We start from the raw sequence: 22,595 nt of genomic DNA on the forward strand, positions 1-22,595 counted from the left end.
GCGGGAGGAAGCGTGCGATTTCTGACAACATTGTTGTTATCTCTGGCGGTGCTGGTCACCGCCGGGTGTGGTTGGCATCTGCGTAGCACTACGCAGGTTCCACCCTCAATGAAAACCATGATCCTGAACTCTGGCGATCCGAACGGCCCGTTAAGCCGTGCAGTCCGTAACCAGCTGCGTCTGAACGGTGTGACGCTGCTTGAAGACGGTACAATGCGTAAAGACGTAACATCCTTACGTCTTGGCGCGGTCAGCATTTCACAGGATACGGCGTCGGTATTCCAGAACGGTCAAACGGCTGAATACCAGATGGTGTTGTCCGTAAGTGCTACAGTGCTGATTCCAGGTCATGATATATACCCAATCAGCGCCAAAGTTTATCGTTCGTTCTTTGACAACCCGCAGGCTGCACTGGCGAAAGATAACGAGCAGGACATGATCATCAAAGAGATGTATGACAAAGCGGCTGAACAGTTGATTCGTAAGCTGCCAAGCGTACATCTGGCCGATACTCAGTCATCCAATGCTGATGCTGAACCGGCGGTAAATAAAGCCGCGACGCCGGCGTCATCTCCGGCGCGTGTTTCCACCACGCTGGGTAACTGATGCTCAAGTTGTACCCTGAACAACTCCGCGCACAGCTCAATGAAGGGCTGCGCGCGGCGTATTTACTCTTAGGTAACGATCCCCTTTTATTGCAGGAAAGTCAGGACGCCATCCGTCAGGCTGCCGCAACGCAAGGATTCGAAGAACATCACGCTTTCACTCTGGACAACAGCACCGACTGGGGAGAGATTTTTTCGCTCTGCCAGGCGATGAGCCTGTTTGCCAGCCGCCAAACGCTACTTCTGCAACTGCCTGAAAATGGGCCTAACGCTGCCATTAACGAACAACTCGCTTCGCTCGTCACGCTGTTACATGACGATCTGCTGCTGATTGTTCGCGGCAACAAACTCACCAAAGCGCAGGAGAACGCCGCGTGGTGTACCGGACTGGCGAATAACGCGGTTCAGGTAAGCTGTCAGACGCCAGAGCAGGCGCAGCTCCCGCGTTGGGTCGCCGCGAGGGCAAAACTTAACAACCTGCAACTGGATGACGCAGCCAATCAGCTATTGTGCTATTGCTATGAAGGCAACCTGTTAGCACTGGCGCAAGCGCTGGAACGGTTAGCATTGCTTTGGCCTGACGGCAAACTAACGCTACCTCGCGTGGAGAAAGCCGTTAACGATGCCGCGCACTTTACCCCGTTCCACTGGGTGGATGCGCTGCTGATGGGCAAAAGCAAACGTGCGCTGCACATTCTGCAACAGCTACGTCTGGAAGGCAGTGAGCCGGTTATTTTGCTGCGTACAATACAGCGTGAATTGCTGTTGCTGGTCAACCTAAAACGGCAGTCGGCGAATACCCCCTTGCGCACGTTGTTTGATAAACACCGGGTGTGGCAAAATCGCCGGGGCATGATGGGTGATGCACTAAACCGGCTGAACCCGGCACAGCTACGTCAGGCAGTAACGCTGTTAACGCGTACAGAAATTACGCTTAAACAAGACTATGGTCAGTCAGTGTGGGCTGAACTTGAGGGACTTTCCCTTTTGCTCTGCCATAAATCACTGGCCGATGTTTTTATTGATGGTTGATATGAAATCATTGCAGGCTCTGTTCGGCGGCACCTTTGATCCGGTGCATTATGGTCATCTTAAACCGGTTGAAATTCTGGCGAATCTGATTGGCCTTTCCCGGGTCATCATCATGCCCAATAACGTCCCACCACATCGCGCACAGCCTGAAGCATCCAGTGAGCAACGTAAGCGCATGGTTGAACTGGCCATTGCTGATAAACCGCTGTTTTCCCTGGATGAACGCGAACTGAAACGCGATACCGCCTCCTACACCGCGCAAACGCTAAAAGAGTGGCGCGAAGAGCAAGGCCCGAACGTGCCGTTAGCGTTTATCATTGGTCAGGATTCGCTGCTGACCTTCCCTTCCTGGCACGACTACCACACGATTCTGGGCAATACCCATCTCATCGTGTGCCGACGTCCGGGTTATCCGCTCGAAATGGTGCAGGAAAAGCACCAGCAATGGCTGGAGGATCATCTGACTCATTCGCCGGATGACCTGCACAACCTGCCTTGCGGGAAAATTTACCTGGCCGAAACGCCGTGGTTCAACATCTCCGCCACGCTCATTCGCGAGCGTCTGGAAAAAGGCGAGCCGTGCGACGACCTGATGCCAGGCGCAGTGCTTGACTATATCAATCAGCAGGGGTTGTACCGCTAAGCGTGTTGTTTAATGCCGCCAGCAGGCGGTCATTTTCTTCCTGACTGCGAACAGCAACCCGATAATAACGCGCGTCCAACCCAGGGTAATTGGCACAACTGCGAATCAAGACATGCTGTTCCAGCAACGTCCGTTGCAAATCAATATCCGCGCGATCGCAGCGTAATAAACGATAATTTGCCTGGCCGGGATACACCGTCAGGCCAGGCAGGTTTTGTAGCTGTTGCTCAAACCGCGCTCCCTCTTGTTCCAGCCATTTCCACGTCGCCTGCTGATAAGCGCTGTCGCGTAAAATAATCTCGCCGGCCAGAGCAGCAAACGCATTAATTGACCATGGCATTTGTCGGCTGCGCATTTGTGCAACGGCCTGCTCGTTACTGTTGACCAGATATCCCAGACGCAGCCCCGGTATCGCATAAAACTTGGTGAGAGAGCGTAGCACCCAAATATGCGGGTTCTCATGCAGCAGCGGAATAAACCCCGGTTCCCCGGCTATAAAATCGATGAACGCTTCATCCAGGATAAGATTGATCCCAAGCCATTTACAACGTGCGGCAATCTCACGTAGCAGGCGGTTATCCGGTAGTAACCCGGTGGGGTTGTTGGGCGTGCAGAGAAACAGGCAGTCCAGCTCTGAGGTTAACGCATCGAGGATCGCATCGGTAAGCTGCCAGCCATCGTCTTCGCGCAGCGCAAATTCATGGATCGTACAGTCTCCCCATTGCAGCGCCCGACGATATTCCGCAAACCCGGGGGTCACGATCATCGCATGACGTGGCTTCAGGCCATCTACCAGGGTAAAAATAGACTCGGTCTCACCGTTTCCCGCAAGGATCCACGAGGCCGGAATCTGATGATGCTCCGCCAGCGCTGCGTGCAGCTGCGCGTAATCGACATCCGGATAACGCTCAGCGCAGTCCATATTGTCGATAATTGCGCGTTTTAAACCTGCTGGCATACCCAGTGGATTAATATTCGCGCTAAAATCCAGCAATTGCTCAGGCGAGATGCCCAACAGTTCGGCGGCTTCTCGGGTATTACCGCCATGCGCGCTCTTGAATAAAGACATCGTGCCGCTCCACATAAAAAAGGGTATTTTAGTGAAAAATCTCTGTGCAATCAGGGCAAACATCATATTTTGCGCGAATAGCCTTACGAGGGAAACATGAGACTCTGGTTAGTGCGTCATGGCGAAACAGAAGCCAATGTCGCGGGTTTATATAGCGGACACGCCCCCACACCGCTAACAGAAAGGGGAATAGCTCAGGCGCAAACGCTGAGTACACTATTACGCAATGTCCCTGTCGATAACGTTCTGTGCAGCGAGCTGGAGCGCGCCCGCCATACAACGCAGTTGATCTTAGGCGATCGCGAGATTCACGTGCATAATATGCCTGAGCTCAATGAGATGTTTTTTGGCGACTGGGAAATGCGCCACCATCGCGATCTGGCGCACGAAGATGCCGAAAATTACGCCGTGTGGTGTAACGACTGGCAGCATGCGACGCCCACCAATGGCGAAGGTTTTCAGGCGTTTTCCCAGCGAGTGGAACGCTTTATTACCCAACTTACTGAATATAAAGCGAACCAAAACCTGCTGGTAGTCAGTCATCAGGGCGTGTTGAGTGTGTTGATAGCCCGCCTGCTTTCCATGCCAGCCGCAGCAATGTGGCATTTCCGCGTCGAACAAGGCTGCTGGAGCGCCATTGATTTTTGTGACGATTTTGCGGTTCTGAAAGTACTCAATAGCCGGGCCGTATGGCGTGAAGGCGAGTGAAAGCGCTGTTTTTTCTGTTGAAGGGCCTCTCTCCCATTGACACCCCATGACAGGCTGTTATTCTCCGCAACCTGACTTTCCCTGCCCTTCAGAGCTTTGCAAAAATTGTTTTACAAAAATGGCGATGCATTCTGTGGCGTGGGGTGGGATGATAGCGCACTTCACAAGCGCTTTCGGAGACATTTGTCCCGATATCGCCTCTGGTTCAGGTATACTAACAGACGTTTTTAACTCTTTTTCACCCAGGGGGAACACTTGCAGGGTAAAGCACTCCAGGATTTTGTAATCGACAAAATTGATGACCTGAAGGGTCAAGACATCATCGCCTTAGACGTTCAGGGCAAATCCAGCATTACTGATTGCATGATTATCTGCACCGGTACTTCCAGCCGTCACGTTATGTCTATTGCAGACCACGTTGTTCAGGAGTCCCGCTCTGCTGGCCTGATGCCGCTCGGCGTAGAAGGCGAGAATGTCGCTGACTGGATCGTCGTTGACCTCGGCGATGTGATTGTCCACGTAATGCAGGAAGAGAGTCGTCGCCTGTATGAACTGGAAAAACTCTGGAGTTAATGCGTGAAGCTGCAACTTGTCGCTGTCGGTACGAAAATGCCTGACTGGGTGCAAACCGGATTTACCGAGTATCTGCGTCGGTTTCCGAAAGATATGCCCTTTGAGCTGCTCGAAATCCCGGCAGGAAAACGCGGCAAGAACGCGGACATTAAACGCATTCTCGACAAAGAGGGTGAGCAGATGCTGGCCGCCGCAGGCAAAAACCGCATCGTCACCCTTGATATCCCGGGAAAACCCTGGGATACGCCGCAACTGGCGACCGAACTGGAGCGCTGGAAACTGGACGGTCGTGATGTCAGCCTGCTGATTGGCGGGCCGGAAGGCCTCTCACCGGCCTGTAAAGCGGCAGCGGAACAAAGCTGGTCACTCTCTGCGTTAACCCTCCCTCACCCTCTTGTTCGGGTTCTGGTCGCGGAGAGTCTGTACAGGGCGTGGAGCATTACCACCAACCATCCTTATCACCGTGAGTGATCATTGATTCTTGAGTAGATTAAGCAGCGGATGAAACTACAGAATTCTTTTCGCGACTATTCGGCTGAGTCCGCGCTGTTTGTGCGCCGGGCGCTGGTCGCTTTTTTGGGGATTTTGCTGCTCACCGGCGTGCTAATCGCCAACCTTTATAATCTGCAAATCGTTCGCTTTACTGATTACCAGACTCGCTCGAACGAGAACCGCATCAAACTGGTGCCTATCGCCCCCAGCCGCGGCATCATTTATGACCGCAACGGAATTCCGCTCGCCCTTAACCGCACCATCTATCAAATAGAAATGATGCCGGAAAAGGTCGACAACATTCAGGATACGCTCGACGCGCTACGTAGCGTCGTCGATCTAACGGACGACGACATTGCCGCCTTTAAAAAAGAGCGCGCCCGTTCACATCGCTTCACCTCTATCCCGGTAAAAACCAACCTGACTGAAGTTCAGGTCGCACGGTTTGCCGTTAATCAGTATCGTTTTCCGGGCGTCGAAGTTAAAGGCTATAAACGCCGCTATTACCCATACGGCTCAGCACTGACTCACGTGATCGGCTACGTATCGAAGATCAACGATAAAGACGTGGATCGCCTGGACAAAGACGGCAAGCTGGCCAACTACGCGGCGACGCACGACATCGGCAAGCTGGGTATTGAACGTTATTACGAGGACGTGCTTCACGGTCAGACCGGCTATGAAGAGGTTGAAGTGAACAACCGTGGCCGCGTCATTCGCCAGCTTAAAGAAGTGGCGCCGCAGGCCGGGCATGATATCTATCTTACCCTTGATTTGAAACTTCAGCAGTACATTGAAACGTTGCTGGCAGGCAGTCGCGCTGCCGTGGTGGTTACCGACCCACGTACCGGCGGTGTACTGGCGCTAGTGTCCATGCCAAGCTATGACCCGAACCTGTTTGTGGATGGCATCTCCAGCAAAGATTACTCCGCGTTGCTCAATGACCCGAACACCCCATTGGTTAACCGCGCCACGCAGGGCGTTTACCCTCCAGCGTCAACGGTTAAACCTTACGTTGCGGTTTCTGCGTTAAGTGCAGGCGTTATCACCCGTAATACCAGCCTGTTCGATCCGGGCTGGTGGCAGCTACCTGGCTCTGAGAAACGTTACCGAGACTGGAAAAAATGGGGGCATGGTCATCTGAACATCACCCGCTCTCTGGAAGAGTCCGCGGATACGTTTTTCTATCAAATCGCCTATGATATGGGGATTGACCGACTTTCAGAGTGGATGAGTAAATTTGGCTACGGCAAATATACCGGCATCGATCTTGCTGAAGAACGCTCCGGTAATATGCCAACCCGCGAGTGGAAGCAAAAACGGTTTAAAAAGCCATGGTACCAGGGTGATACCATTCCGGTCGGCATCGGTCAGGGTTACTGGACAGCAACCCCAATCCAGATGAGTAAAGCGCTGATGATCCTTATCAACGACGGTTTGATAAAAGTCCCACATCTGTTGATGAGCACGGCAGAAAACGGCAAACAGGTACCGTGGGTACAGCCACAAGAACCGCCCGTTGGCGATATTCATTCTGGTTACTGGGAAATCGCGAAAGATGGTATGTACGGCGTAGCGAACCGCCCGAACGGGACTGCACACAAGTATTTTGCTGGCGCACCTTACAAAATTGCGGCGAAATCCGGTACCGCACAAGTCTTTGGCCTGAAAGCGAATGAAACCTATAACGCGCATAAGATCGCCGAGCGTTTACGTGACCACAAGCTGATGACGGCCTTCGCACCCTATGATAAACCCCAGGTCGCTGTCGCCATGATCCTTGAAAACGGCGGAGCAGGTCCGGCGGTAGGCACCATTATGCGCCAAATCCTTGACCACATTATGTTGGGCGACAACAACACCAATCTGCCAGCAGAAAACCCCGCGGTTGCAGCAGCTGAGGACCAATAATCGTGACGGATAATCCGAACAAAAAAACATTTTGGGACAAAATTCACATCGATCCCACAATGTTGCTTATCTTACTGGCACTGCTGGTCTACAGTTCGTTAGTCATCTGGAGCGCCAGCGGCCAGGATATTGGCATGATGGAGCGCAAAGTCGGCCAGATCGCAATGGGTCTGGTCATCATGGTGGTAATGGCGCAAATTCCGCCCCGGGTTTATGAAGGCTGGGCGCCTTATCTCTATATCTTTTGCATTATTCTGTTAGTCGCGGTAGACGCCTTCGGCGCCATTTCCAAAGGCGCGCAGCGCTGGCTGGATTTGGGTATTGTGCGTTTTCAGCCCTCAGAAATCGCTAAAATTGCCGTCCCACTGATGGTCGCGCGCTTTATCAACCGTGACGTCTGTCCACCGTCGTTGAAGAATACCGCCATCGCGCTGGTATTGATTTTCATGCCGACGCTGCTGGTTGCTGCACAACCTGACCTCGGCACCTCTATTCTGGTTGCCCTTTCCGGTCTGTTTGTCCTGTTCCTTTCCGGCTTGAGCTGGCGCTTAATCGGTGTTGCGGTGGTTCTGGTTGCGGCGTTTATCCCGATACTGTGGTTCTTCCTGATGCATGATTACCAGCGTCAGCGCGTCATGATGTTGCTCGACCCGGAAACCGATCCGCTGGGCGCGGGTTATCACATCATTCAGTCAAAAATTGCTATTGGCTCCGGCGGGCTGCGCGGCAAGGGCTGGCTGCACGGCACGCAGTCGCAGCTTGAGTTTTTACCCGAGCGTCACACCGACTTTATCTTCGCGGTGTTAGCAGAAGAGCTGGGTTTGGTGGGCATTTTGATTCTGCTGACGCTGTACATTTTGCTGATTATGCGCGGGTTATGGATCGCTGCTCGCGCGCAAACCACCTTTGGCCGCGTCATGGCGGGTGGCTTAATGTTGATATTATTCGTTTATGTCTTCGTAAATATTGGTATGGTGAGCGGTATTCTGCCCGTGGTTGGCGTTCCACTCCCACTGGTCAGTTACGGAGGCTCAGCACTTATCGTGCTGATGGCCGGGTTCGGGATTGTTATGTCGATCCACACCCATAGAAAAATGTTGTCGAAAAGCGTGTAAGGGGTACGCAATGCGTAAGCAGTGGCTTGGTATCTGCATCGCAGCAGGAATGCTCGCGGCGTGTTCGAATGATGATGGTCAGCAACAGGTTGCTGTCGCCCCGCAACCTGCGGTGTGTAATGGTCCGATTGTTGAAATCAGCGGGGCCGATCCGCGCTTTGAACCCCTGACCCCAACGGCGAATCAGGATTACCAACGAGATGGTAAGAGTTACAAAATAGTCCAGGATCCCTCTCGCTTTAGCCAGGCCGGGCTTGCCGCTATTTATGATGCGGAGCCAGGAAGCAACCTGACGGCCTCTGGTGAAACGTTCGACCCGATGCAGCTGACCGCTGCGCATCCGACGCTGCCCGTTCCAAGCTATGCCAGAATTACCAACCTGGCAAACGGCAGAATGATCGTCGTACGCATTAACGATCGCGGTCCTTATGGCAACGATCGTGTAATTTCACTTTCGCGTGCCGCCGCCGATCGTCTGAACACCTCCAACAATACCAAAGTGCGTATCGACCCGATCATCGTCGCCCAGGATGGTTCATTGTCCGGGCCGGGTATGGCCTGTACCACCGTCGCGAAACAAACGTATGCCCTGCCTTCGCGTCCTGATTTAAGCGGCGGCGGCAGTATGGGAAGCATGCCTTCTCCATCGGATGCTGGTCAGCCGCAGGGCGATATTCGTCCGATCAGCAATTCCACGCTGAAAAGCGATGATCCAACCGGCGCGCCAGTAAACAGCGGTGGATTCCTCGGTGCGCCGACTACGCTCGCGGCAGGCGTGCTGGAAGGCAGCGAACCTACTCCTGCACCGCAACCGGCAACCACCACACCGGTAACACCAACCACACCGGCAACAACACCAGCAACCGTCGCAGCTCCTGCTCCGGCAGCAACGGCTAACGGACGTTACGTGGTTCAGGTTGGTGCGGTGAGCGATCAAGCTCGTGCGCAACAGTACCAAAAACGCTTAAGTCAGCAGTTTGGCGTCCCAGGGCGAGTGGTGCAAAACGGTGCAGTCTGGCGTATCCAGATGGGGCCTTTCGCCAGCAAAACTGAAGCCTCCACATTGCAGCAGCGTCTTCAATCCGAAGCGCAATTACAGTCCTTCATCACTGGCGTGTAATAACTTCAATCAGGCATCTGAATTGTCAATTTCTGTAAATGACATTAACAAAGTCACGCGGAAAGTCAGATGCCTGCCAGTTATGTATTTGCTATAGTAGGGCTCTTTTTTTAATTTCATCACGGACGTCGTAGTTCTGACCATGAAGACCACTTTTTCCGCTCGTTTCGTGCAGCGTATGGCGCTCACCGCGGCTCTCTGCGCAGCCTCTCTCTCTGCTGCCCATGCCGATGACCTGAATATTAAAACCATGATCCCGGGTGTTCCGCAGATCGATGCGGAGTCGTATATCCTGATTGATTACAATTCAGGTAAAGTTCTCGCAGAACAGAATGCGGACACTCGCCGTGACCCCGCCAGTCTGACCAAAATGATGACCAGCTACGTCATCGGCCAGGCAATGAAAGCCGGGAAATTTAAAGAAACTGATCTGGTCACCGTCGGCAATGACGCATGGGCTACAGGTAACCCGGTGTTTAAAGGTTCATCGCTGATGTTCCTCAAACCTGGTATGCAGGTTCCTGTTTCTCAGTTGATCCGTGGTATTAACCTGCAATCAGGGAACGATGCGTGCGTGGCGATGGCGGACTTCGCGGCCGGTAGCCAGGATGCTTTCGTTGGTCTGATGAACAGCTATGTGAACGCGCTGGGCCTGAAAAATACCCACTTCCAGACTGTTCATGGTCTCGATGCTGACGGTCAGTACAGCTCGGCTCGCGATATGGCAATGATTGGCCAGGCGCTGATTCGTGACGTGCCTAACGAATACTCTATCTATAAAGAAAAAGAGTTCACCTTTAACGGCATTCGTCAGTTAAACCGCAACGGCTTGCTGTGGGATAACAGCCTGAATGTCGACGGTATCAAAACCGGTCACACCGACAAAGCTGGCTATAACCTCGTTGCATCCGCAACCGAAGGCCAGATGCGTCTGATCTCCGCCGTTATGGGGGGGCGCACCTATAAAGGCCGTGAAACTGAAAGTAAAAAACTGCTGACCTGGGGCTTCCGTTTCTTCGAAACAGTGAATCCGCTGAAAGTGGGTAAAGAGTTTGCTTCAGAACCAGCCTGGTTTGGTAATACCGATCGTGCATCGTTAGGCGTCGATAAAGACGTGTACCTGACGATTCCGCGCGGCCGCATGAAAGATCTGAAAGCAAGCTATGTGCTGAACACTACGGAACTGCACGCACCGCTGCAGAAAAACCAGGTGGTCGGCACCATCAACTTCCAGTTGGATGGTAAAACCATTGAGCAGCGCCCGCTGGTAGTCCTGCAGGAAATCCCTGAAGGCAACTTCTTTGGGAAAATCATTGATTACATTAAATTAATGTTCCATCACTGGTTTGGCTAAAAATCGAACACTTGAAAGTGTGATTTACGTCCCCATATACTAGGTATCCAGATAACTCCCACACGCCGTGGGAGTTATTATTTATTGATGTAACGCCGGAGCTGACATGAAAACCAAACTTAACGAACTGCTTGAATTCCCTACTCCATTTACTTACAAAGTAATGGGGCAGGCGTTGCCTGAGCTGGTTGATCAGGTGGTTGAAGTGGTACAGCGCCATGCGCCAGGTGATTACTCTCCGACGGTAAAACCGAGCAGCAAAGGCAATTACCACTCGGTCTCAATCACCATTACCGCTACGCACATTGAGCAGGTTGAAACGCTGTACGAAGAGTTAGGTAATATCGATATCGTACGCATGGTGCTGTAAAAACCTGTCGGTTACCCGCGCATCCCCGCCCGGGTAACCCCTCCCCCCCTGTGATATACTTTCCCCTCTTTAACATTCTCTACTCTATGTGAGTATCTACGGAGATGCCGTTTTGTATCAGGATAAAATTCTTGTCCGCCAGCTCGGTCTGCAATCCTACGAGCCAGTCTCTCTGGCCATGCACGAATTCACCGATACCCGCGATGAAAACAGCCATGACGAAATCTGGCTGGTAGAGCATTATCCTGTCTTTACCCAGGGCCAGGCAGGTAAAGCAGAACACGTATTGATGCCAGGAGATATTCCGGTGATCCAGAGCGATCGTGGTGGTCAGGTGACCTACCACGGGCCAGGCCAGCAGGTCATGTATGTGCTGTTGAACCTGAAACGTCGTAAACTTGGCGTTCGCGAACTGGTAACGCTGCTGGAGCAAACCGTTGTGAATACGCTTGCGGAAATCGGTATTGATGCCCACCCGCGAGCCGATGCGCCTGGCGTATACGTCGGGGAGAAGAAGATCTGCTCTTTGGGATTACGTATTCGTAGAGGATGTTCGTTTCACGGCTTAGCGCTCAACGTAGATATGGATTTGTCGCCTTTCTTGCGTATCAATCCTTGTGGTTACGCCGGGATGGAGATGGCGAAAGTATCGCAGTGGGATAGCGCAGCCACGACCGAGAGCGTTCGCCCCCGACTGCTGGCCAACATCTTAGCGCTGTTGGGTAACCCACCGCACGAGTACGTTGCAGACTAAAATTCGGTCATACTTTGCCACGGCAAATGTTGTGGCAAATGGCACAAAACAACAACTATTTTACATTTTGCCAGCCTGTCAGGCTGCTTTCTGGCCCGTTTCAATGATATACTGCGTATCACTAATTCAAAAATAGTTGATAAATGCAACATTCCCTTGAATTGAAACGCTTTCCTTCGTAATTCGCAACTGGAACACGCAAGCTATGAGTAAACCCATTGTGATGGAACGCGGTGTTAAATACCGCGATGCCGATAAGATGGCTCTTATCCCGGTAAAAAATGTGGCAACAGAGCGTGAAGCCCTGCTGCGTAAACCGGAATGGATGAAAATAAAACTGCCAGCGGACTCCACCCGCATCCAGGGCATCAAAGCAGCAATGCGCAAAAATGGCCTGCACTCTGTCTGCGAAGAAGCGTCCTGCCCTAACCTGGCGGAATGTTTCAATCACGGAACCGCAACCTTTATGATCCTCGGCGCAATCTGTACCCGCCGTTGCCCATTCTGTGACGTTGCCCATGGCCGCCCGGTTGCCCCTGATGCCAACGAGCCGTTAAAACTGGCTCAGACGATTGCTGACATGGCGCTGCGCTATGTGGTCATTACCTCCGTTGACCGTGACGATCTACGTGACGGCGGTGCTCAACACTTTGCTGACTGCATCACTGCTATTCGTGAGAAGAGCCCGTCAATTAAAATCGAAACGCTGGTGCCTGACTTCCGTGGTCGTATGGATCGTGCGTTGGATATCCTCACAGCCACACCGCCGGACGTGTTTAACCACAACCTCGAAAACGTACCGCGTATTTATCGCAATGTACGTCCTGGCGCAGATTACAACTGGTCGCTGAAGCTTCTGGAACGTTTCAAAGAAGCACACCCTGAGATTCCGACGAAATCAGGTCTGATGGTGGGTCTGGGTGAAACCAATGCTGAAATCATTGAGGTTATGCGTGACCTGCGTAATCATGGCGTGACCATGCTGACGCTGGGGCAATATTTACAGCCAAGCCGTCACCACCTGCCGGTTCAACGCTATGTAAGCCCGGATGAGTTTGATGAGATGAAAGCAGAGGCCATGGCCATGGGCTTTACCCATGCAGCTTGCGGCCCATTCGTTCGCTCTTCATACCATGCTGACATGCAGGCCAAAGGGCTGGAAGTGAAGTAATCGTGTAATACTCACTTACATATCACCAATAAAAAACCGGCAAATTGCCGGTTTTTTTTCATGCAGAGTATGCAGTATGAGCATCATGCTCCTGACATTACTCTTTATGAGAAAGCTTCTCAGCCTGAACGCTACCATCAGCCTCTTTCTTGGCATCAGCATTATCATCGTTCATAGCTTTCTTGAAGCCCTTGATTGCCGTCCCCAGGTCTCCACCCAGCGTACGTAACTTCTTGGTACCAAACAGCAGAACAACCAGTGCGGCAACCACCAGCAGTTTGGTAATACTAATCTCACCCATAGATACCTTCTTGACTTAAACCAGGCTGCATAAAGCGCCATATTAACCTGAGAATATTAACGGCCTTTCGACGCGCGCACACAATAGCAATCTGTAACAAGGTGAATCAAGCCTTGTTTAAAAAAACGTCATAATAATTGCGGTGGCGCAAAACGCCGGTTACTTAACACCGGAAGTTGTGCCCTGACTTGTCTCACCCGCTCGGCAGAAACCTCGGCGATAATGAGTGCGGGCGTTTCTGCCGCGGCGGCAATGGTTACACCAAAGGGATCGATAACCCGGCTTTGACCAATATTCTTGTTACCACACTCTCCAGCCGCAATCAGGTAGCAAGTCGCATCTAACGCTCTTGCCGCCAAAAGCGTAGCCCAGTGATGCTCTTTAAGCGCTCCTCGCACCCAGGCCGCGGGCAAAACGAGGATCTCTGCCCCCTGCAATGCGTGCGCCAAGGCCAGCTCAGGGAAGCGCAGGTCATAACAGGTCATTAACCCTACCTTTAATCCGCCAACGTCCAGCAGCGGCGCGATGGTGTCCCCAGCATCCACATTACGTGACTCCTGAATCGAAAAGGCATCGTAGAGATGTAATTTCGCGTAATGGGCCACGACCCGGCCTGCACGTAGCGCCACCAGCATGTTAAATGCCCGCCCTGGAACAGAGGGGACATGAATGGTCAGGATTGTCGTCATCTCATTTTGCGCGCTTTCACGCAATAAACGCGTCATAAACCCACCTTCCAACAACTGGGCTGATTTCACGGACAGATCAGGGTCAGAATCGTCGCGTGCCAGCAAAGCCTCCGGTAATACCAGCAGCGATGCCCCCTCACCTGACGCCTGAGACATCAGTAAGGCACAGGTTTCTGCATTCTTTTTCCATGAAGGTCCTACGGCAAATTGCCCTGCTGCAACAAACATATTCCCTCCAGAAATCTTTGTTAAGCTCGCCAACAATGATTATTCAGCGTTAAACTCACTCTCTATACAATCAAATAGCAGGATTACGTAGTGTTACAACTCCTTTTAGCGGTTTTTATCGGCGGTGGTACAGGTAGCGTAGCAAGATGGATGTTGAGTATGCGGTTTAACCCGCTGCATCAGGCTATTCCGTTCGGTACGCTTGCGGCAAACTTACTTGGGGCGTTTATCATTGGGATGGGTCTGGCATGGTTTAATCGCATGACCAACATTGACCCTATGTGGAAAGTGTTGATCACCACAGGCTTTTGCGGTGGGTTAACAACGTTCTCCACCTTTTCAGCCGAAGTGGTGTTTTTACTTCAGGAAGGACGCTTAGGTTGGGCTATGGTGAATGTACTGGTTAATCTGTTGGGATCATTTGCGATGACCGCCCTGGCATTCTGGCTGGTTTCCGCCTCACCCGCACATTAGAGCGAAAAAAACCCGCAATTAAGCGGGTTTTGAATGCTTGCTGTCGTATGCTTACAGAGCGATTACGTTTGCAGCAGAAGGGCCTTTGGCACCGTTAGTGATTTCGAACTCTACACGCTGACCTTCAGCCAGAGTTTTAAAACCATTGGTCTGGATTGCAGAGAAGTGTACGAACACATCTTTGCTGCCATCTTCCGGAGTAATGAAACCGAATCCTTTGGACTCATTAAACCACTTAACGTTACCTTTAATCTTAGACATCAAAATTACCTTTACATGAAAAATAGACACAAATGCTGTGTCGGGTATCAGTACAACAATTGTGATGCACTTTGTCCAGTCGAACTTTATCAAAAAGTGATAAATGTCGCGTTATTTTTCAGTTAAACCTCTTATATGTCTGTTTTTAAAAAGCTTTTTAATAAACCACCTGACAATACAGGTAGTCTATCAAAACTGAAAACGCATCCAGGCAAAGTAGACGTTGCCGTTGTTATACGTTCCTGGAATGTAGGTCATCTGAAACGTTGCCGGACCATAGCCAATTGATGCCAGCGGTAACAGCACCGGGATCGGAATGTAGTTCCAGTTATCGCGCGCAGTGAAACCGGCGGTAAAACCGAGGCCCGCATGAAAATTTTCATCAGCCAGTGGTCGCCAGGTTTTTTCCCAGCCATAACCGCCAATGGGTTCCCATTTATTGTAGGAATCCTTAAAGGCCATTATATAAAGTCCGTGCCAGTTACCTTTATCATCCCAACGGGATTGACCAAATCCAGCCCCCCAGGGACGTTCATTGTAGCGATCCGTTTTTTCTTTATCGTAGGCAAAACGCGCATGCCAGGTAATAGCAGGTACATACAGATCATAATGTTCTGGTTGCTGCCAGGTTTCACTGACATTATCTTTAAAAGTAGCAAACCAGCCTTTATCATCAGCTGCTCCCTGTGGAATGAAAGCTAACTGAATAAAAAGAAATGAAAAAATGAGAAAATATCGTTTAGCAACAATCACAACTTAATTACCATCCTGGGATTTATTACTAATTTTAGCAAGCCCAACCTTAATGTTAGCTTAACAAAAACGCACAAATAAAAAATCAGAATAATCCTCAGCCTATAATTTTTAAGATAATTATCCCTTTATATATTGAGCCATCTCAGAGGAACTATTTTCTCTTTATTGCCAATAAATTGCTCTTTCCTCCGGAAAAAGTTAAATAAAATCACAATAAATTAACAAATGGGAATCAATATAGCTACAAAACACTCACGTTAGCGCTGCGCGTCACAGTTTTTTATTGTGAGATTCTTTTTTTTGCCGCGATGCTGAAAAAACGACTTAGCTATCGCTTTAATCCGTATTTTTATTGATTTCAATCAGCAAGAGTTATCAGTTTATTAGGCACATTCTGTCACCACTTTTTACTTTTTTTAGTTTTTTTACTTTCCGGGCAGCAATGCGACAGGGGAAACAATGTTGACAATTATTGAACTCCTTATTGGGGTTGTGGTTATTGTGGGTGTGGCGCGCTACATCATTAAAGGTTATTCAGCCACAGGCGTACTGTTTGTTGGTGGTCTGGTTTTGCTGATTATCAGTGCGCTGATGGGGCATAAAGTTTTGCCGTCCAGCGCGGCAACGACGGGCTATACCGCAACAGATATTGTTGAATATATTAAAATTTTGCTGATGAGCCGTGGTGGCGATCTCGGCATGATGATTATGATGCTGTGTGGTTTTGCTGCCTATATGACGCATATTGGTGCAAACGATATGGTAGTTAAGCTTGCCTCTAAGCCGCTGCAGTACATCAATTCACCTTATCTGCTTATGATTGCCGCCTATTTTGTCGCCTGTCTGATGTCCCTGGCCGTCTCGTCAGCTACCGGCCTGGGCGTATTGCTGATGGCAACGCTGTTCCCGGTCATGGTTAACGTTGGAATCAGCCGTGGCGCTGCAGCGGCTATTTGTGCCTCTCCTGCTGCTATTATTCTTTCGCCGACATCCGGTGATGTGGTGCTAGCGGCAAAAGCCGCAGAAATGCCGCTCATCGATTTCGCGTTTAAAACCACTTTGCCGATTTCCATTGCCGCCATCATTGCTATGGCGATTGCCCACTTTTTCTGGCAGCGCTACCTGGATAAAAAAGAGCACATTTCTCACGAAATGTTAGACGTGGCAGAAATCACCACTACCGCTCCGTCGTTTTATGCCATCCTGCCGTTTACACCGATCGTTGGCGTGCTGATTTTTGATGGTAAATGGGGTCCACAACTGCACATCATCACAATTCTGGTGCTGTGCATGCTCATCGCTGCTGTTCTGGAATTTGTGCGCGGATTCAACACCCAGAAGGTGTTTTCAGGTCTGGAAGTCGCTTACCGGGGCATGGCGGACGCCTTTGCTAACGTAGTGATGCTGCTCGTCGCGGCGGGTGTATTTGCCCAGGGCTTGAGCACTATCGGCTTTATTCAGAGCCTGATTTCTATCGCCACCTCGTTTGGCTCAGCGAGTATTATTCTGATGCTGGTGCTGGTTATCCTGACCATGCTGGCGGCAATGACCACAGGTTCCGGTAACGCACCGTTCTATGCCTTCGTTGAGATGATCCCTAAACTGGCTCACTCTTCTGGCATTAACCCAGCATATCTTGCTATCCCGATGTTGCAGGCATCAAATCTTGGACGCACCATCTCCCCGGTCTCCGGCGTGGTTGTCGCTGTCGCAGGTATGGCAAAAATATCTCCGTTCGAAGTAGTTAAACGTACCTCGGTTCCGGTTCTAGTTGGACTGCTGGTGGTGATTATCGCCACTGAAGTGATGGTACCCGCTACGTCTGCTCTGATTGGCGGTTGACGATAACTTTCATTATCTGACCGTGATACACAAAATCATTTAAGCTGCATTGAGGCGGCAAGTGAAGACATCCCCAGGAGCATAGATAACTATGTGACTGGGGTTTCTTCACGCCGCCAACAAAGTGGCAGCTTAAAGGATGACGTGTATTAACCGCCGTGATAAATACGCTGCGGTCTGCCTACTTTACCGTGAATAATTTCCGCAATAATCAAATGACGGCTGGCACAGTACTCGAGGTAGCGCCTGGAGGTGGTACGGCTGATGGTGAGAGCCTGAGCGATCGTTTCCGCTGTGTGCTGTACCGTCGGATCGGCAAATAACTTCAACACCGCATTCAGGGTTAACGCATCAATCCCGGTCGGCAAATCACCTTTCGGCTCGCCACGGGCATAGGCATTAAACATTTCGTCAATCTGTTTTTGACTGGCGCTGTCATTACCGGCCAGCATGCGTCTGCGCTGTTGATAGCGCGTCAGCGTCTGCCCCAGGCGCTCGTAGGCTATGGGTTTGACCAGGTAATCAAACGCGCCGCTGCGCACAGCCTCGGAGACCGTTTCCATATCGCTGGCAGCCGTGGTAAACACGATGCCGCCCGGATAGCGCGCCTGAGTCAGCTCATGCAACAACGTAATTCCCTTGCCGTCCGGCAAGTAGTTATCGAGCAGTATCAGACCGGGTTTAAAACGCTCAATCATCATCCTTGCCTGTGCAAGATTACCCGCCAGCCATATCTGGCTAAATCCGGGTATATGGCGGATATATTCAGCATGCATTTCCGCCAGTAGCGTTTCATCCTCAACGATCAACAGCGTTAATGGTTCCGTCATTATTTTTTTTCACTTTCGGAAGAAATAAAGAAAATAAAGTACCGCAAGGGGAGTTATCTTCGAGCGTAATCACCCCATCACAGCGCCTCACATAACTTGCAATCAGATACAAACCGATGCCATGTTCACCGGGTTCATCGGTACGGGTGCTCACACCCTGCTCAAATATTTTTTCACGTAGCGCGTCCGGCACACCGCATCCCTGATCGGCAACTTCGATGACGACGTCATCCCCTTCATCACTCAAATAGAGTTCGACGACCTTGTTGCCTTGCTGGGTGCGCAAACTCGCTTCAAATGCATTATCAAGCAGATTGCCAACAATTGCTGCAAACTCTGTGCTATCCAGCCCCTCGGGGAGTTGATGCAACTGGCTGCCAGGAACGATGATCATAGTAAGGCCCAGCTCCCGCGCGCGCTGCACCTTGCCAAATAAGAGACCAGCGACCTGGCGATCGGCAAACGCACCGCGCAGGCTGTCAATCAGCTGCTGCTGCGCCTGGGATTCCCCCTGCACCATTGCCAGAACCCGATCATATTCTTTCATTTGCAGCAGGCCATTAATGGTCGACATCCAGTTCAGATGCTCATGGCGCAGCGTTCTCAGGCTTTCTACATACTGTTTGATTTGCGTTAATTGCGCATTAAGGGTAGCAATTTCATCTTTACTACGAAAACTGATGATGGCGCCGAGCAGCTCATCGCCGGAGCGAATCGCCTCCCGGTTGGCGATAACGCTCAGGCCATTAAAGTTCACCATTGCGTCCTGACGTTTTTCCGCAATCTGCTGGGTAAAAAAGTCTGCAGGTTTAACCACCTCGCTAACCGGTTTTCCCAGCCACTTTCGCCCAGGTGAAGACAACCCCAGCATCTTCCTCGCGCTGCGGTTTATTGCGGTGATATATCCATCAGGATCCACGGCAATCAACCCTTCATACACCGAGCTGAAGAGCGCTTCCTGTTGGCGCACCACCCGCGCGATTTGTTTGGGCTCCATCCCCAACATCTGCCGCCGAATATGGGCGGCAAAGAACCAGGAGAGCAGCATCAGTACCAGCAACAACAGAATAAACACCCCTGCCATGGGGAGTAAAAAGTCCGAACGCCAGCTGTCGATTTTACTGATTAGATAGCCAATGGAGACCACACCAATGATTTTACCATCGTTGTCAAAGATCGGGGTTTTGGCGCGCATCGCCATCCCAATCGACCCTTTGCCGGTAATAAAATAACTCTCCCCTTTTTCCAGCGCACCAGGCTTGGTGAACTGCATCGGGTAGCCAATTTTTTCCGGATTCGGATGATAAAGCCGGATAGAGTGGGTATCCCCGATAACCACATAGTCAAAGTCAGTCCCGCTCTGCAGTTTGTCGGCAATGGTCGCCAGACGCTTGTAATCGCGATGTTTCACCGCAGTGATGATACTGTCGTTAGAGGCGATGATTTTGGCCTGGTTCATCGCCATATCTCGGACATGCGTTGCCAGATAATCCTCAAAGCTGGCGGTAAAGTATTGCGCTAGCGCGGCGATAATAAAAACGGAAACGACCAAAATAAGCAGAAAGATACGCAATGGAAATGCCAGGCGACGAAAAAAAGGAAACCTTGTTTTATTTTTCTGTTCTGTCATCACCCCTTCCCTCACCGACATTAACCAAAACTTATTTATCATTGTAGTTGTAATTAAAATGTTCTATTTACACGTTACGGTATAAAGCAAGATCGTTGCAGATTCCCCACCTTAAATCAATTAAACAAATAAAAACCACCGGTTATTTGGGGGTTAAATTAATTAAAAAACTTAAAACCATAAAACACATTAAAACCTTCTAACTTATTGTGAAATAAATCAAAAATTACCTCCAAAATACCCCTTACGATGTATGCATCAGGGAAAAAAAGAAATACTCGGTAATAAAAAACCATTCCCTTCAATTGCGAACAAAACGTTATCAAGTTGCTAAGCGGAGCAACAAAAACAGAAACCCAGTAACAAAATATAGCATCAGGACTCTTTTCACTATGTTCGGTAATAATATATTCACGCAAGTTAAACGCTCAGAAAATAAAAAGATGGCGGCTATCGCGCAATTTCTGAAAGAAAATGATTTGAGCGTTGATACCACCGTTGAAGTATTTATCACCGTCACCCGTGATGACCGCCTGATCGCCTGTGGCGGTATTGCTGGCAATATCATTAAGTGTGTCGCCATCTGCGAATCCGTACGCGGCGAAGGCTTAGCGCTGACACTGGCGACCGAGTTAATCAACCTCGCCTATGAGCGCCACTGTACGCACCTCTTCATCTATACCAAAACCGAGTACGAATCGCTGTTTAAACAGTGTGGCTTTTCTACGCTGACCAGCGTTCCCGGCATTATGGTGCTGATGGAAAACAGCACCACGCGTCTGAAGCGTTACGCTGAATCTCTGGCAAAACTGCGTCGTGAAGGGAAAAAAATTGGTTGTATCGTCATGAACGCCAACCCCTTCACCAACGGACACCGTTTTCTGATCCAACAGGCAGCCGCACAATGTGACTGGCTGCATCTGTTTTTGGTCAAAGAGGATACCTCGCGTTTTCCGTATGAAGACCGACTGGATCTGGTGCTTAAAGGAACAAAAGACATTCCACGTTTAACCGTGCATCGCGGTTCGGAATATATCATTTCCCGCGCCACATTCCCGTGCTACTTCATCAAAGAGCAGAGCGTTATTAACCACTGCTACACCGAAATTGACCTGAAAATCTTCCGCCAATATCTGGCCCCGGCTCTCGGCGTTACGCACCGCTTCGTCGGTACCGAGCCGTATTGCACCGTCACCTCCCAGTACAACAACGATATGCGTTACTGGCTGGAGACCCCAACGCTTCCCGCCCCACCAATTGAACTGGTGGAAATTGAGCGGCTGTGTTTCCAGGAGATGCCGATTTCCGCCTCCTGGGTGCGCAAGCTGCTGGTTAAAAAAGATCTCACGGCTATCGCATCCCTGGTCCCTGACGCCACGCTGCACTACTTGCAAAGCATGGTTGAACGAGCCTCATCGGGTGCGGCAGTCCGCCAAAATACCCCCGCATTAGCAACAGGTGAAAAATGAAAATAAACCAGGCAGCCGTCGCAGGCACACTTGAGTCCGGTGATGTGATGATTCGCATCGCCCCACTCGATTCGCAGGATATTGACCTGCAGGTTAACAGTAGCGTCGAAAAACAGTTCGGTGATGCCATCCGGACCACCATTCTGGACGTTCTGTCCCGCTACAACGTACGCGGCGTGCAATTAAATGTTGATGATAAAGGCGCACTGGACTGCATTTTACGTGCGCGACTGGAAGCACTACTGGCCCGCGCTGGTGGTATTTCGGCACTGCCATGGGAGGATTGCCAGTGATTTCCGCATCTTTACAACAACGTAAAACCCGTACCCGCCGCAGCATGCTGTTCGTACCTGGTGCCAATGCCGCCATGGTCAGCAACTCGTTCATCTACCCGGCAGATGCGTTGATGTTCGACCTCGAAGACTCCGTCGCGCTGCGCGAGAAAGATACTGCCCGCCGTATGGTGTATCACGCCCTGCAGCATCCGCTGTATCACGACGTTGAAACTATCGTGCGTGTAAACGCCCTCGACTCCGAATGGGGCATTAACGATCTCGAAGCCGTGGTACGCGGTGGTGCAGACATCGTGCGTTTACCGAAAACTGATACCGCGCAGGATGTCATCGACATCGAAAGCGAAATTCTGCGTATCGAGAAAGCCTGTGGCCGTGAGCCCGGCAGCACCGGTCTGTTAGCCGCTATCGAATCGCCGTTAGGCATTACCCGCGCGGTAGAAATTGCCCACGCTTCCGAGCGTCTGATCGGCATTGCTCTGGGTGCGGAAGATTATGTGCGTAACCTGCGTACTGAGCGCTCGCCGGAGGGTACTGAACTGCTGTTTGCCCGCTGTTCTATTTTGCAGGCGGCACGCTCTGCCGGTATTCAGGCGTTCGACACCGTGTATTCCGATGCCAACAACGAAGCAGGTTTCCTGCACGAAGCTGCACACATCAAGCAGTTGGGTTTTGACGGTAAATCGCTGATCAACCCGCGCCAGATCGAACTCCTGCACAACCTGTACGCCCCAACGCGCAAAGAGCTGGCTCATGCGCGCCTGGTCGTGGAGGCCGCTGAAGCCGCCGCTCGCGAGGGTCGTGGCGTAGTTTCCCTCAACGGCAAAATGGTCGACAGCCCGGTTATCGAGCGCGCCCTTCTGGTTATCTCCCGTGCAGAACTTTCAGGCATTCGCGAAGAATAA

At 51.0% G+C, this 22,595-nt stretch carries 25 protein-coding genes; 18 read left to right on the forward strand and 7 right to left on the reverse strand.

Going from position 1 to position 22,595, the window contains the following annotated elements:
• Nucleotides 1–12 precede the first annotated feature (12 nt).
• From lptE to nadD, 3 genes are read left to right on the forward strand one after another with little or no spacing between them, the layout of a single operon-like run.
• Nucleotides 13–606: an LPS assembly lipoprotein LptE gene (gene lptE, locus OGX99_RS06845; protein ID WP_151218759.1), complete on the forward strand. Its 594-nt coding sequence runs from the start codon at nucleotides 13–15 to the stop codon at nucleotides 604–606.
• Nucleotides 606–1,637: a DNA polymerase III subunit delta gene (gene holA / locus OGX99_RS06850; RefSeq protein WP_151218758.1), complete on the forward strand. Its 1,032-nt coding sequence runs from the start codon at nucleotides 606–608 to the stop codon at nucleotides 1,635–1,637. Before lptE ends, holA begins: the two co-directional genes overlap by 1 nt.
• Before the next feature lies 1 nt (nucleotide 1,638).
• Complete coding sequence (gene nadD, locus OGX99_RS06855; RefSeq protein ID WP_151218757.1) at nucleotides 1,639–2,280, forward strand: nicotinate-nucleotide adenylyltransferase; 642 nt, start codon at nucleotides 1,639–1,641, stop codon at nucleotides 2,278–2,280.
• Here the strand turns inward: nadD and cobD are convergent.
• The gene (gene cobD, locus OGX99_RS06860; protein ID WP_187252817.1) at nucleotides 2,255–3,349 is read right to left on the reverse strand and encodes a threonine-phosphate decarboxylase CobD; all 1,095 of its coding nucleotides are present in this window, start codon (nucleotides 3,347–3,349) and stop codon (nucleotides 2,255–2,257) included. The two genes, nadD and cobD, sit on opposite strands and share 26 nt — an antisense overlap.
• Before the next feature lie 96 nt (nucleotides 3,350–3,445).
• Here cobD and OGX99_RS06865 point away from each other — a divergent pair, with 96 nt between their 5' ends.
• The 10 genes from OGX99_RS06865 to lipA all read left to right on the forward strand — a co-directional run bounded on the left by OGX99_RS06865 (nucleotide 3,446) and on the right by lipA (nucleotide 12,917).
• Nucleotides 3,446–4,057 carry an adenosylcobalamin/alpha-ribazole phosphatase gene (locus OGX99_RS06865; protein ID WP_286543027.1) on the forward strand — a complete coding sequence of 204 codons (612 nt, stop codon included), beginning with the start codon at nucleotides 3,446–3,448 and terminating at the stop codon, nucleotides 4,055–4,057.
• A gap of 255 nt (nucleotides 4,058–4,312) precedes the next feature.
• Nucleotides 4,313–4,630 carry a ribosome silencing factor gene (gene rsfS / locus OGX99_RS06870; protein ID WP_151224921.1) on the forward strand — a complete coding sequence of 106 codons (318 nt, stop codon included), beginning with the start codon at nucleotides 4,313–4,315 and terminating at the stop codon, nucleotides 4,628–4,630.
• Nucleotides 4,631–4,633: 3 nt separating this feature from the next.
• Nucleotides 4,634–5,101, forward strand: coding sequence for a 23S rRNA (pseudouridine(1915)-N(3))-methyltransferase RlmH (gene rlmH / locus OGX99_RS06875; RefSeq protein ID WP_286543032.1), 468 nt, complete (start codon nucleotides 4,634–4,636; stop codon nucleotides 5,099–5,101).
• Between the two features lie 30 nt (nucleotides 5,102–5,131).
• The gene (gene mrdA / locus OGX99_RS06880; protein ID WP_187252818.1) at nucleotides 5,132–7,033 is read left to right on the forward strand and encodes a peptidoglycan DD-transpeptidase MrdA; all 1,902 of its coding nucleotides are present in this window, start codon (nucleotides 5,132–5,134) and stop codon (nucleotides 7,031–7,033) included.
• Between the two features lie 2 nt (nucleotides 7,034–7,035).
• Nucleotides 7,036–8,148: a peptidoglycan glycosyltransferase MrdB gene (mrdB, locus tag OGX99_RS06885; protein WP_006685529.1), complete on the forward strand. Its 1,113-nt coding sequence runs from the start codon at nucleotides 7,036–7,038 to the stop codon at nucleotides 8,146–8,148.
• A gap of 10 nt (nucleotides 8,149–8,158) precedes the next feature.
• Entirely contained in the window at nucleotides 8,159–9,268 is a 1,110-nt protein-coding gene (gene rlpA / locus OGX99_RS06890) for an endolytic peptidoglycan transglycosylase RlpA (RefSeq protein WP_286543034.1), read from the forward strand.
• A gap of 142 nt (nucleotides 9,269–9,410) precedes the next feature.
• Nucleotides 9,411–10,622 (forward strand): D-alanyl-D-alanine carboxypeptidase DacA, encoded by a 1,212-nt coding sequence (gene dacA, locus OGX99_RS06895; protein ID WP_003022711.1) that lies wholly within the window; start codon nucleotides 9,411–9,413, stop codon nucleotides 10,620–10,622.
• Between the two features lie 106 nt (nucleotides 10,623–10,728).
• Nucleotides 10,729–10,992 carry a DUF493 family protein YbeD gene (gene ybeD, locus OGX99_RS06900; RefSeq protein ID WP_003022706.1) on the forward strand — a complete coding sequence of 88 codons (264 nt, stop codon included), beginning with the start codon at nucleotides 10,729–10,731 and terminating at the stop codon, nucleotides 10,990–10,992.
• Between the two features lie 112 nt (nucleotides 10,993–11,104).
• A complete protein-coding gene (gene lipB / locus OGX99_RS06905) occupies nucleotides 11,105–11,746 on the forward strand; it encodes a lipoyl(octanoyl) transferase LipB (protein WP_187259428.1) in 642 nt (213 codons plus the stop codon).
• A gap of 205 nt (nucleotides 11,747–11,951) precedes the next feature.
• Nucleotides 11,952–12,917 (forward strand): lipoyl synthase, encoded by a 966-nt coding sequence (gene lipA / locus OGX99_RS06910; protein WP_151218752.1) that lies wholly within the window; start codon nucleotides 11,952–11,954, stop codon nucleotides 12,915–12,917.
• Between the two features lie 97 nt (nucleotides 12,918–13,014).
• Here lipA and tatE read toward each other — a convergent pair whose 3' ends face one another.
• Nucleotides 13,015–13,218: a twin-arginine translocase subunit TatE gene (gene tatE / locus OGX99_RS06915; RefSeq protein WP_016152230.1), complete on the reverse strand. Its 204-nt coding sequence runs from the start codon at nucleotides 13,216–13,218 to the stop codon at nucleotides 13,015–13,017.
• A 128-nt stretch (nucleotides 13,219–13,346) separates the two neighbouring features.
• Nucleotides 13,347–14,135: a deaminated glutathione amidase gene (locus tag OGX99_RS06920; protein WP_151218751.1), complete on the reverse strand. Its 789-nt coding sequence runs from the start codon at nucleotides 14,133–14,135 to the stop codon at nucleotides 13,347–13,349.
• A gap of 90 nt (nucleotides 14,136–14,225) precedes the next feature.
• On the opposite strand from OGX99_RS06920, the gene crcB reads away from it, so the two are divergent.
• Nucleotides 14,226–14,609: a fluoride efflux transporter CrcB gene (crcB, locus tag OGX99_RS06925; protein ID WP_151224920.1), complete on the forward strand. Its 384-nt coding sequence runs from the start codon at nucleotides 14,226–14,228 to the stop codon at nucleotides 14,607–14,609.
• Nucleotides 14,610–14,660: 51 nt separating this feature from the next.
• Here the strand turns inward: crcB and cspE are convergent, their stop codons facing one another.
• Nucleotides 14,661–14,870, reverse strand: coding sequence for a transcription antiterminator/RNA stability regulator CspE (gene cspE / locus OGX99_RS06930; RefSeq protein WP_000034825.1), 210 nt, complete (start codon nucleotides 14,868–14,870; stop codon nucleotides 14,661–14,663).
• Between the two features lie 189 nt (nucleotides 14,871–15,059).
• Complete coding sequence (pagP, locus tag OGX99_RS06935) at nucleotides 15,060–15,623, reverse strand: lipid IV(A) palmitoyltransferase PagP (protein WP_151218749.1); 564 nt, start codon at nucleotides 15,621–15,623, stop codon at nucleotides 15,060–15,062.
• Nucleotides 15,624–16,085: 462 nt separating this feature from the next.
• On the opposite strand from pagP, the gene dcuC reads away from it, so the two are divergent.
• Complete coding sequence (dcuC, locus tag OGX99_RS06940; RefSeq protein ID WP_151218748.1) at nucleotides 16,086–17,468, forward strand: anaerobic C4-dicarboxylate transporter DcuC; 1,383 nt, start codon at nucleotides 16,086–16,088, stop codon at nucleotides 17,466–17,468.
• A 149-nt stretch (nucleotides 17,469–17,617) separates the two neighbouring features.
• On the opposite strand, the gene dpiA is transcribed toward dcuC, so the two are convergent.
• Both dpiA and dpiB read right to left on the reverse strand, forming a co-directional pair.
• The gene (dpiA, locus tag OGX99_RS06945) at nucleotides 17,618–18,298 is read right to left on the reverse strand and encodes a two-component response regulator DpiA (RefSeq protein ID WP_151218747.1); all 681 of its coding nucleotides are present in this window, start codon (nucleotides 18,296–18,298) and stop codon (nucleotides 17,618–17,620) included.
• Nucleotides 18,267–19,928, reverse strand: coding sequence for a sensor histidine kinase DpiB (dpiB, locus tag OGX99_RS06950; RefSeq protein WP_187252822.1), 1,662 nt, complete (start codon nucleotides 19,926–19,928; stop codon nucleotides 18,267–18,269). Before dpiB ends, dpiA begins: the two co-directional genes overlap by 32 nt.
• A gap of 392 nt (nucleotides 19,929–20,320) precedes the next feature.
• Here dpiB and citC point away from each other — a divergent pair, with 392 nt between their 5' ends.
• Genes citC through OGX99_RS06965 form a run of 3 tightly spaced genes read left to right on the forward strand, consistent with a single transcriptional unit; the run spans nucleotide 20,321 to nucleotide 22,595 of the window.
• The gene (citC, locus tag OGX99_RS06955; protein WP_187252823.1) at nucleotides 20,321–21,397 is read left to right on the forward strand and encodes a [citrate (pro-3S)-lyase] ligase; all 1,077 of its coding nucleotides are present in this window, start codon (nucleotides 20,321–20,323) and stop codon (nucleotides 21,395–21,397) included.
• Entirely contained in the window at nucleotides 21,394–21,690 is a 297-nt protein-coding gene (citD, locus tag OGX99_RS06960; protein WP_151218745.1) for a citrate lyase acyl carrier protein, read from the forward strand. The genes citC and citD overlap by 4 nt, the downstream gene beginning before the upstream one ends.
• Nucleotides 21,687–22,595, forward strand: coding sequence for an aldolase/citrate lyase family protein (locus tag OGX99_RS06965; RefSeq protein ID WP_151218744.1), 909 nt, complete (start codon nucleotides 21,687–21,689; stop codon nucleotides 22,593–22,595). Before citD ends, OGX99_RS06965 begins: the two co-directional genes overlap by 4 nt.

The organism is Citrobacter sp. Cu096 (assembly GCF_030332285.1).
Taxonomy (GTDB): Bacteria; Pseudomonadota; Gammaproteobacteria; order Enterobacterales; family Enterobacteriaceae; genus Citrobacter; species Citrobacter meridianamericanus.

Coding starts and splice junctions, on each gene's coding strand:
- holA (WP_151218758.1), top strand. CDS start 606: ATGCTCAAGTTGTACCCTGAACAACTCCGCGCACAGCTCAATGAAGGG.
- nadD (WP_151218757.1), top strand. CDS start 1,639: ATGAAATCATTGCAGGCTCTGTTCGGCGGCACCTTTGATCCGGTGCAT.
- cobD (WP_187252817.1), bottom strand. CDS start 3,349: ATGTCTTTATTCAAGAGCGCGCATGGCGGTAATACCCGAGAAGCCGCC.
- OGX99_RS06865 (WP_286543027.1), top strand. CDS start 3,446: ATGAGACTCTGGTTAGTGCGTCATGGCGAAACAGAAGCCAATGTCGCG.
- mrdA (WP_187252818.1), top strand. CDS start 5,132: ATGAAACTACAGAATTCTTTTCGCGACTATTCGGCTGAGTCCGCGCTG.
- rlpA (WP_286543034.1), top strand. CDS start 8,159: ATGCGTAAGCAGTGGCTTGGTATCTGCATCGCAGCAGGAATGCTCGCG.
- dacA (WP_003022711.1), top strand. CDS start 9,411: ATGAAGACCACTTTTTCCGCTCGTTTCGTGCAGCGTATGGCGCTCACC.
- ybeD (WP_003022706.1), top strand. CDS start 10,729: ATGAAAACCAAACTTAACGAACTGCTTGAATTCCCTACTCCATTTACT.
- lipA (WP_151218752.1), top strand. CDS start 11,952: ATGAGTAAACCCATTGTGATGGAACGCGGTGTTAAATACCGCGATGCC.
- tatE (WP_016152230.1), bottom strand. CDS start 13,218: ATGGGTGAGATTAGTATTACCAAACTGCTGGTGGTTGCCGCACTGGTT.
- OGX99_RS06920 (WP_151218751.1), bottom strand. CDS start 14,135: ATGTTTGTTGCAGCAGGGCAATTTGCCGTAGGACCTTCATGGAAAAAG.
- cspE (WP_000034825.1), bottom strand. CDS start 14,870: ATGTCTAAGATTAAAGGTAACGTTAAGTGGTTTAATGAGTCCAAAGGA.
- dcuC (WP_151218748.1), top strand. CDS start 16,086: ATGTTGACAATTATTGAACTCCTTATTGGGGTTGTGGTTATTGTGGGT.
- dpiA (WP_151218747.1), bottom strand. CDS start 18,298: ATGACGGAACCATTAACGCTGTTGATCGTTGAGGATGAAACGCTACTG.
- dpiB (WP_187252822.1), bottom strand. CDS start 19,928: ATGACAGAACAGAAAAATAAAACAAGGTTTCCTTTTTTTCGTCGCCTG.
- citC (WP_187252823.1), top strand. CDS start 20,321: ATGTTCGGTAATAATATATTCACGCAAGTTAAACGCTCAGAAAATAAA.
- citD (WP_151218745.1), top strand. CDS start 21,394: ATGAAAATAAACCAGGCAGCCGTCGCAGGCACACTTGAGTCCGGTGAT.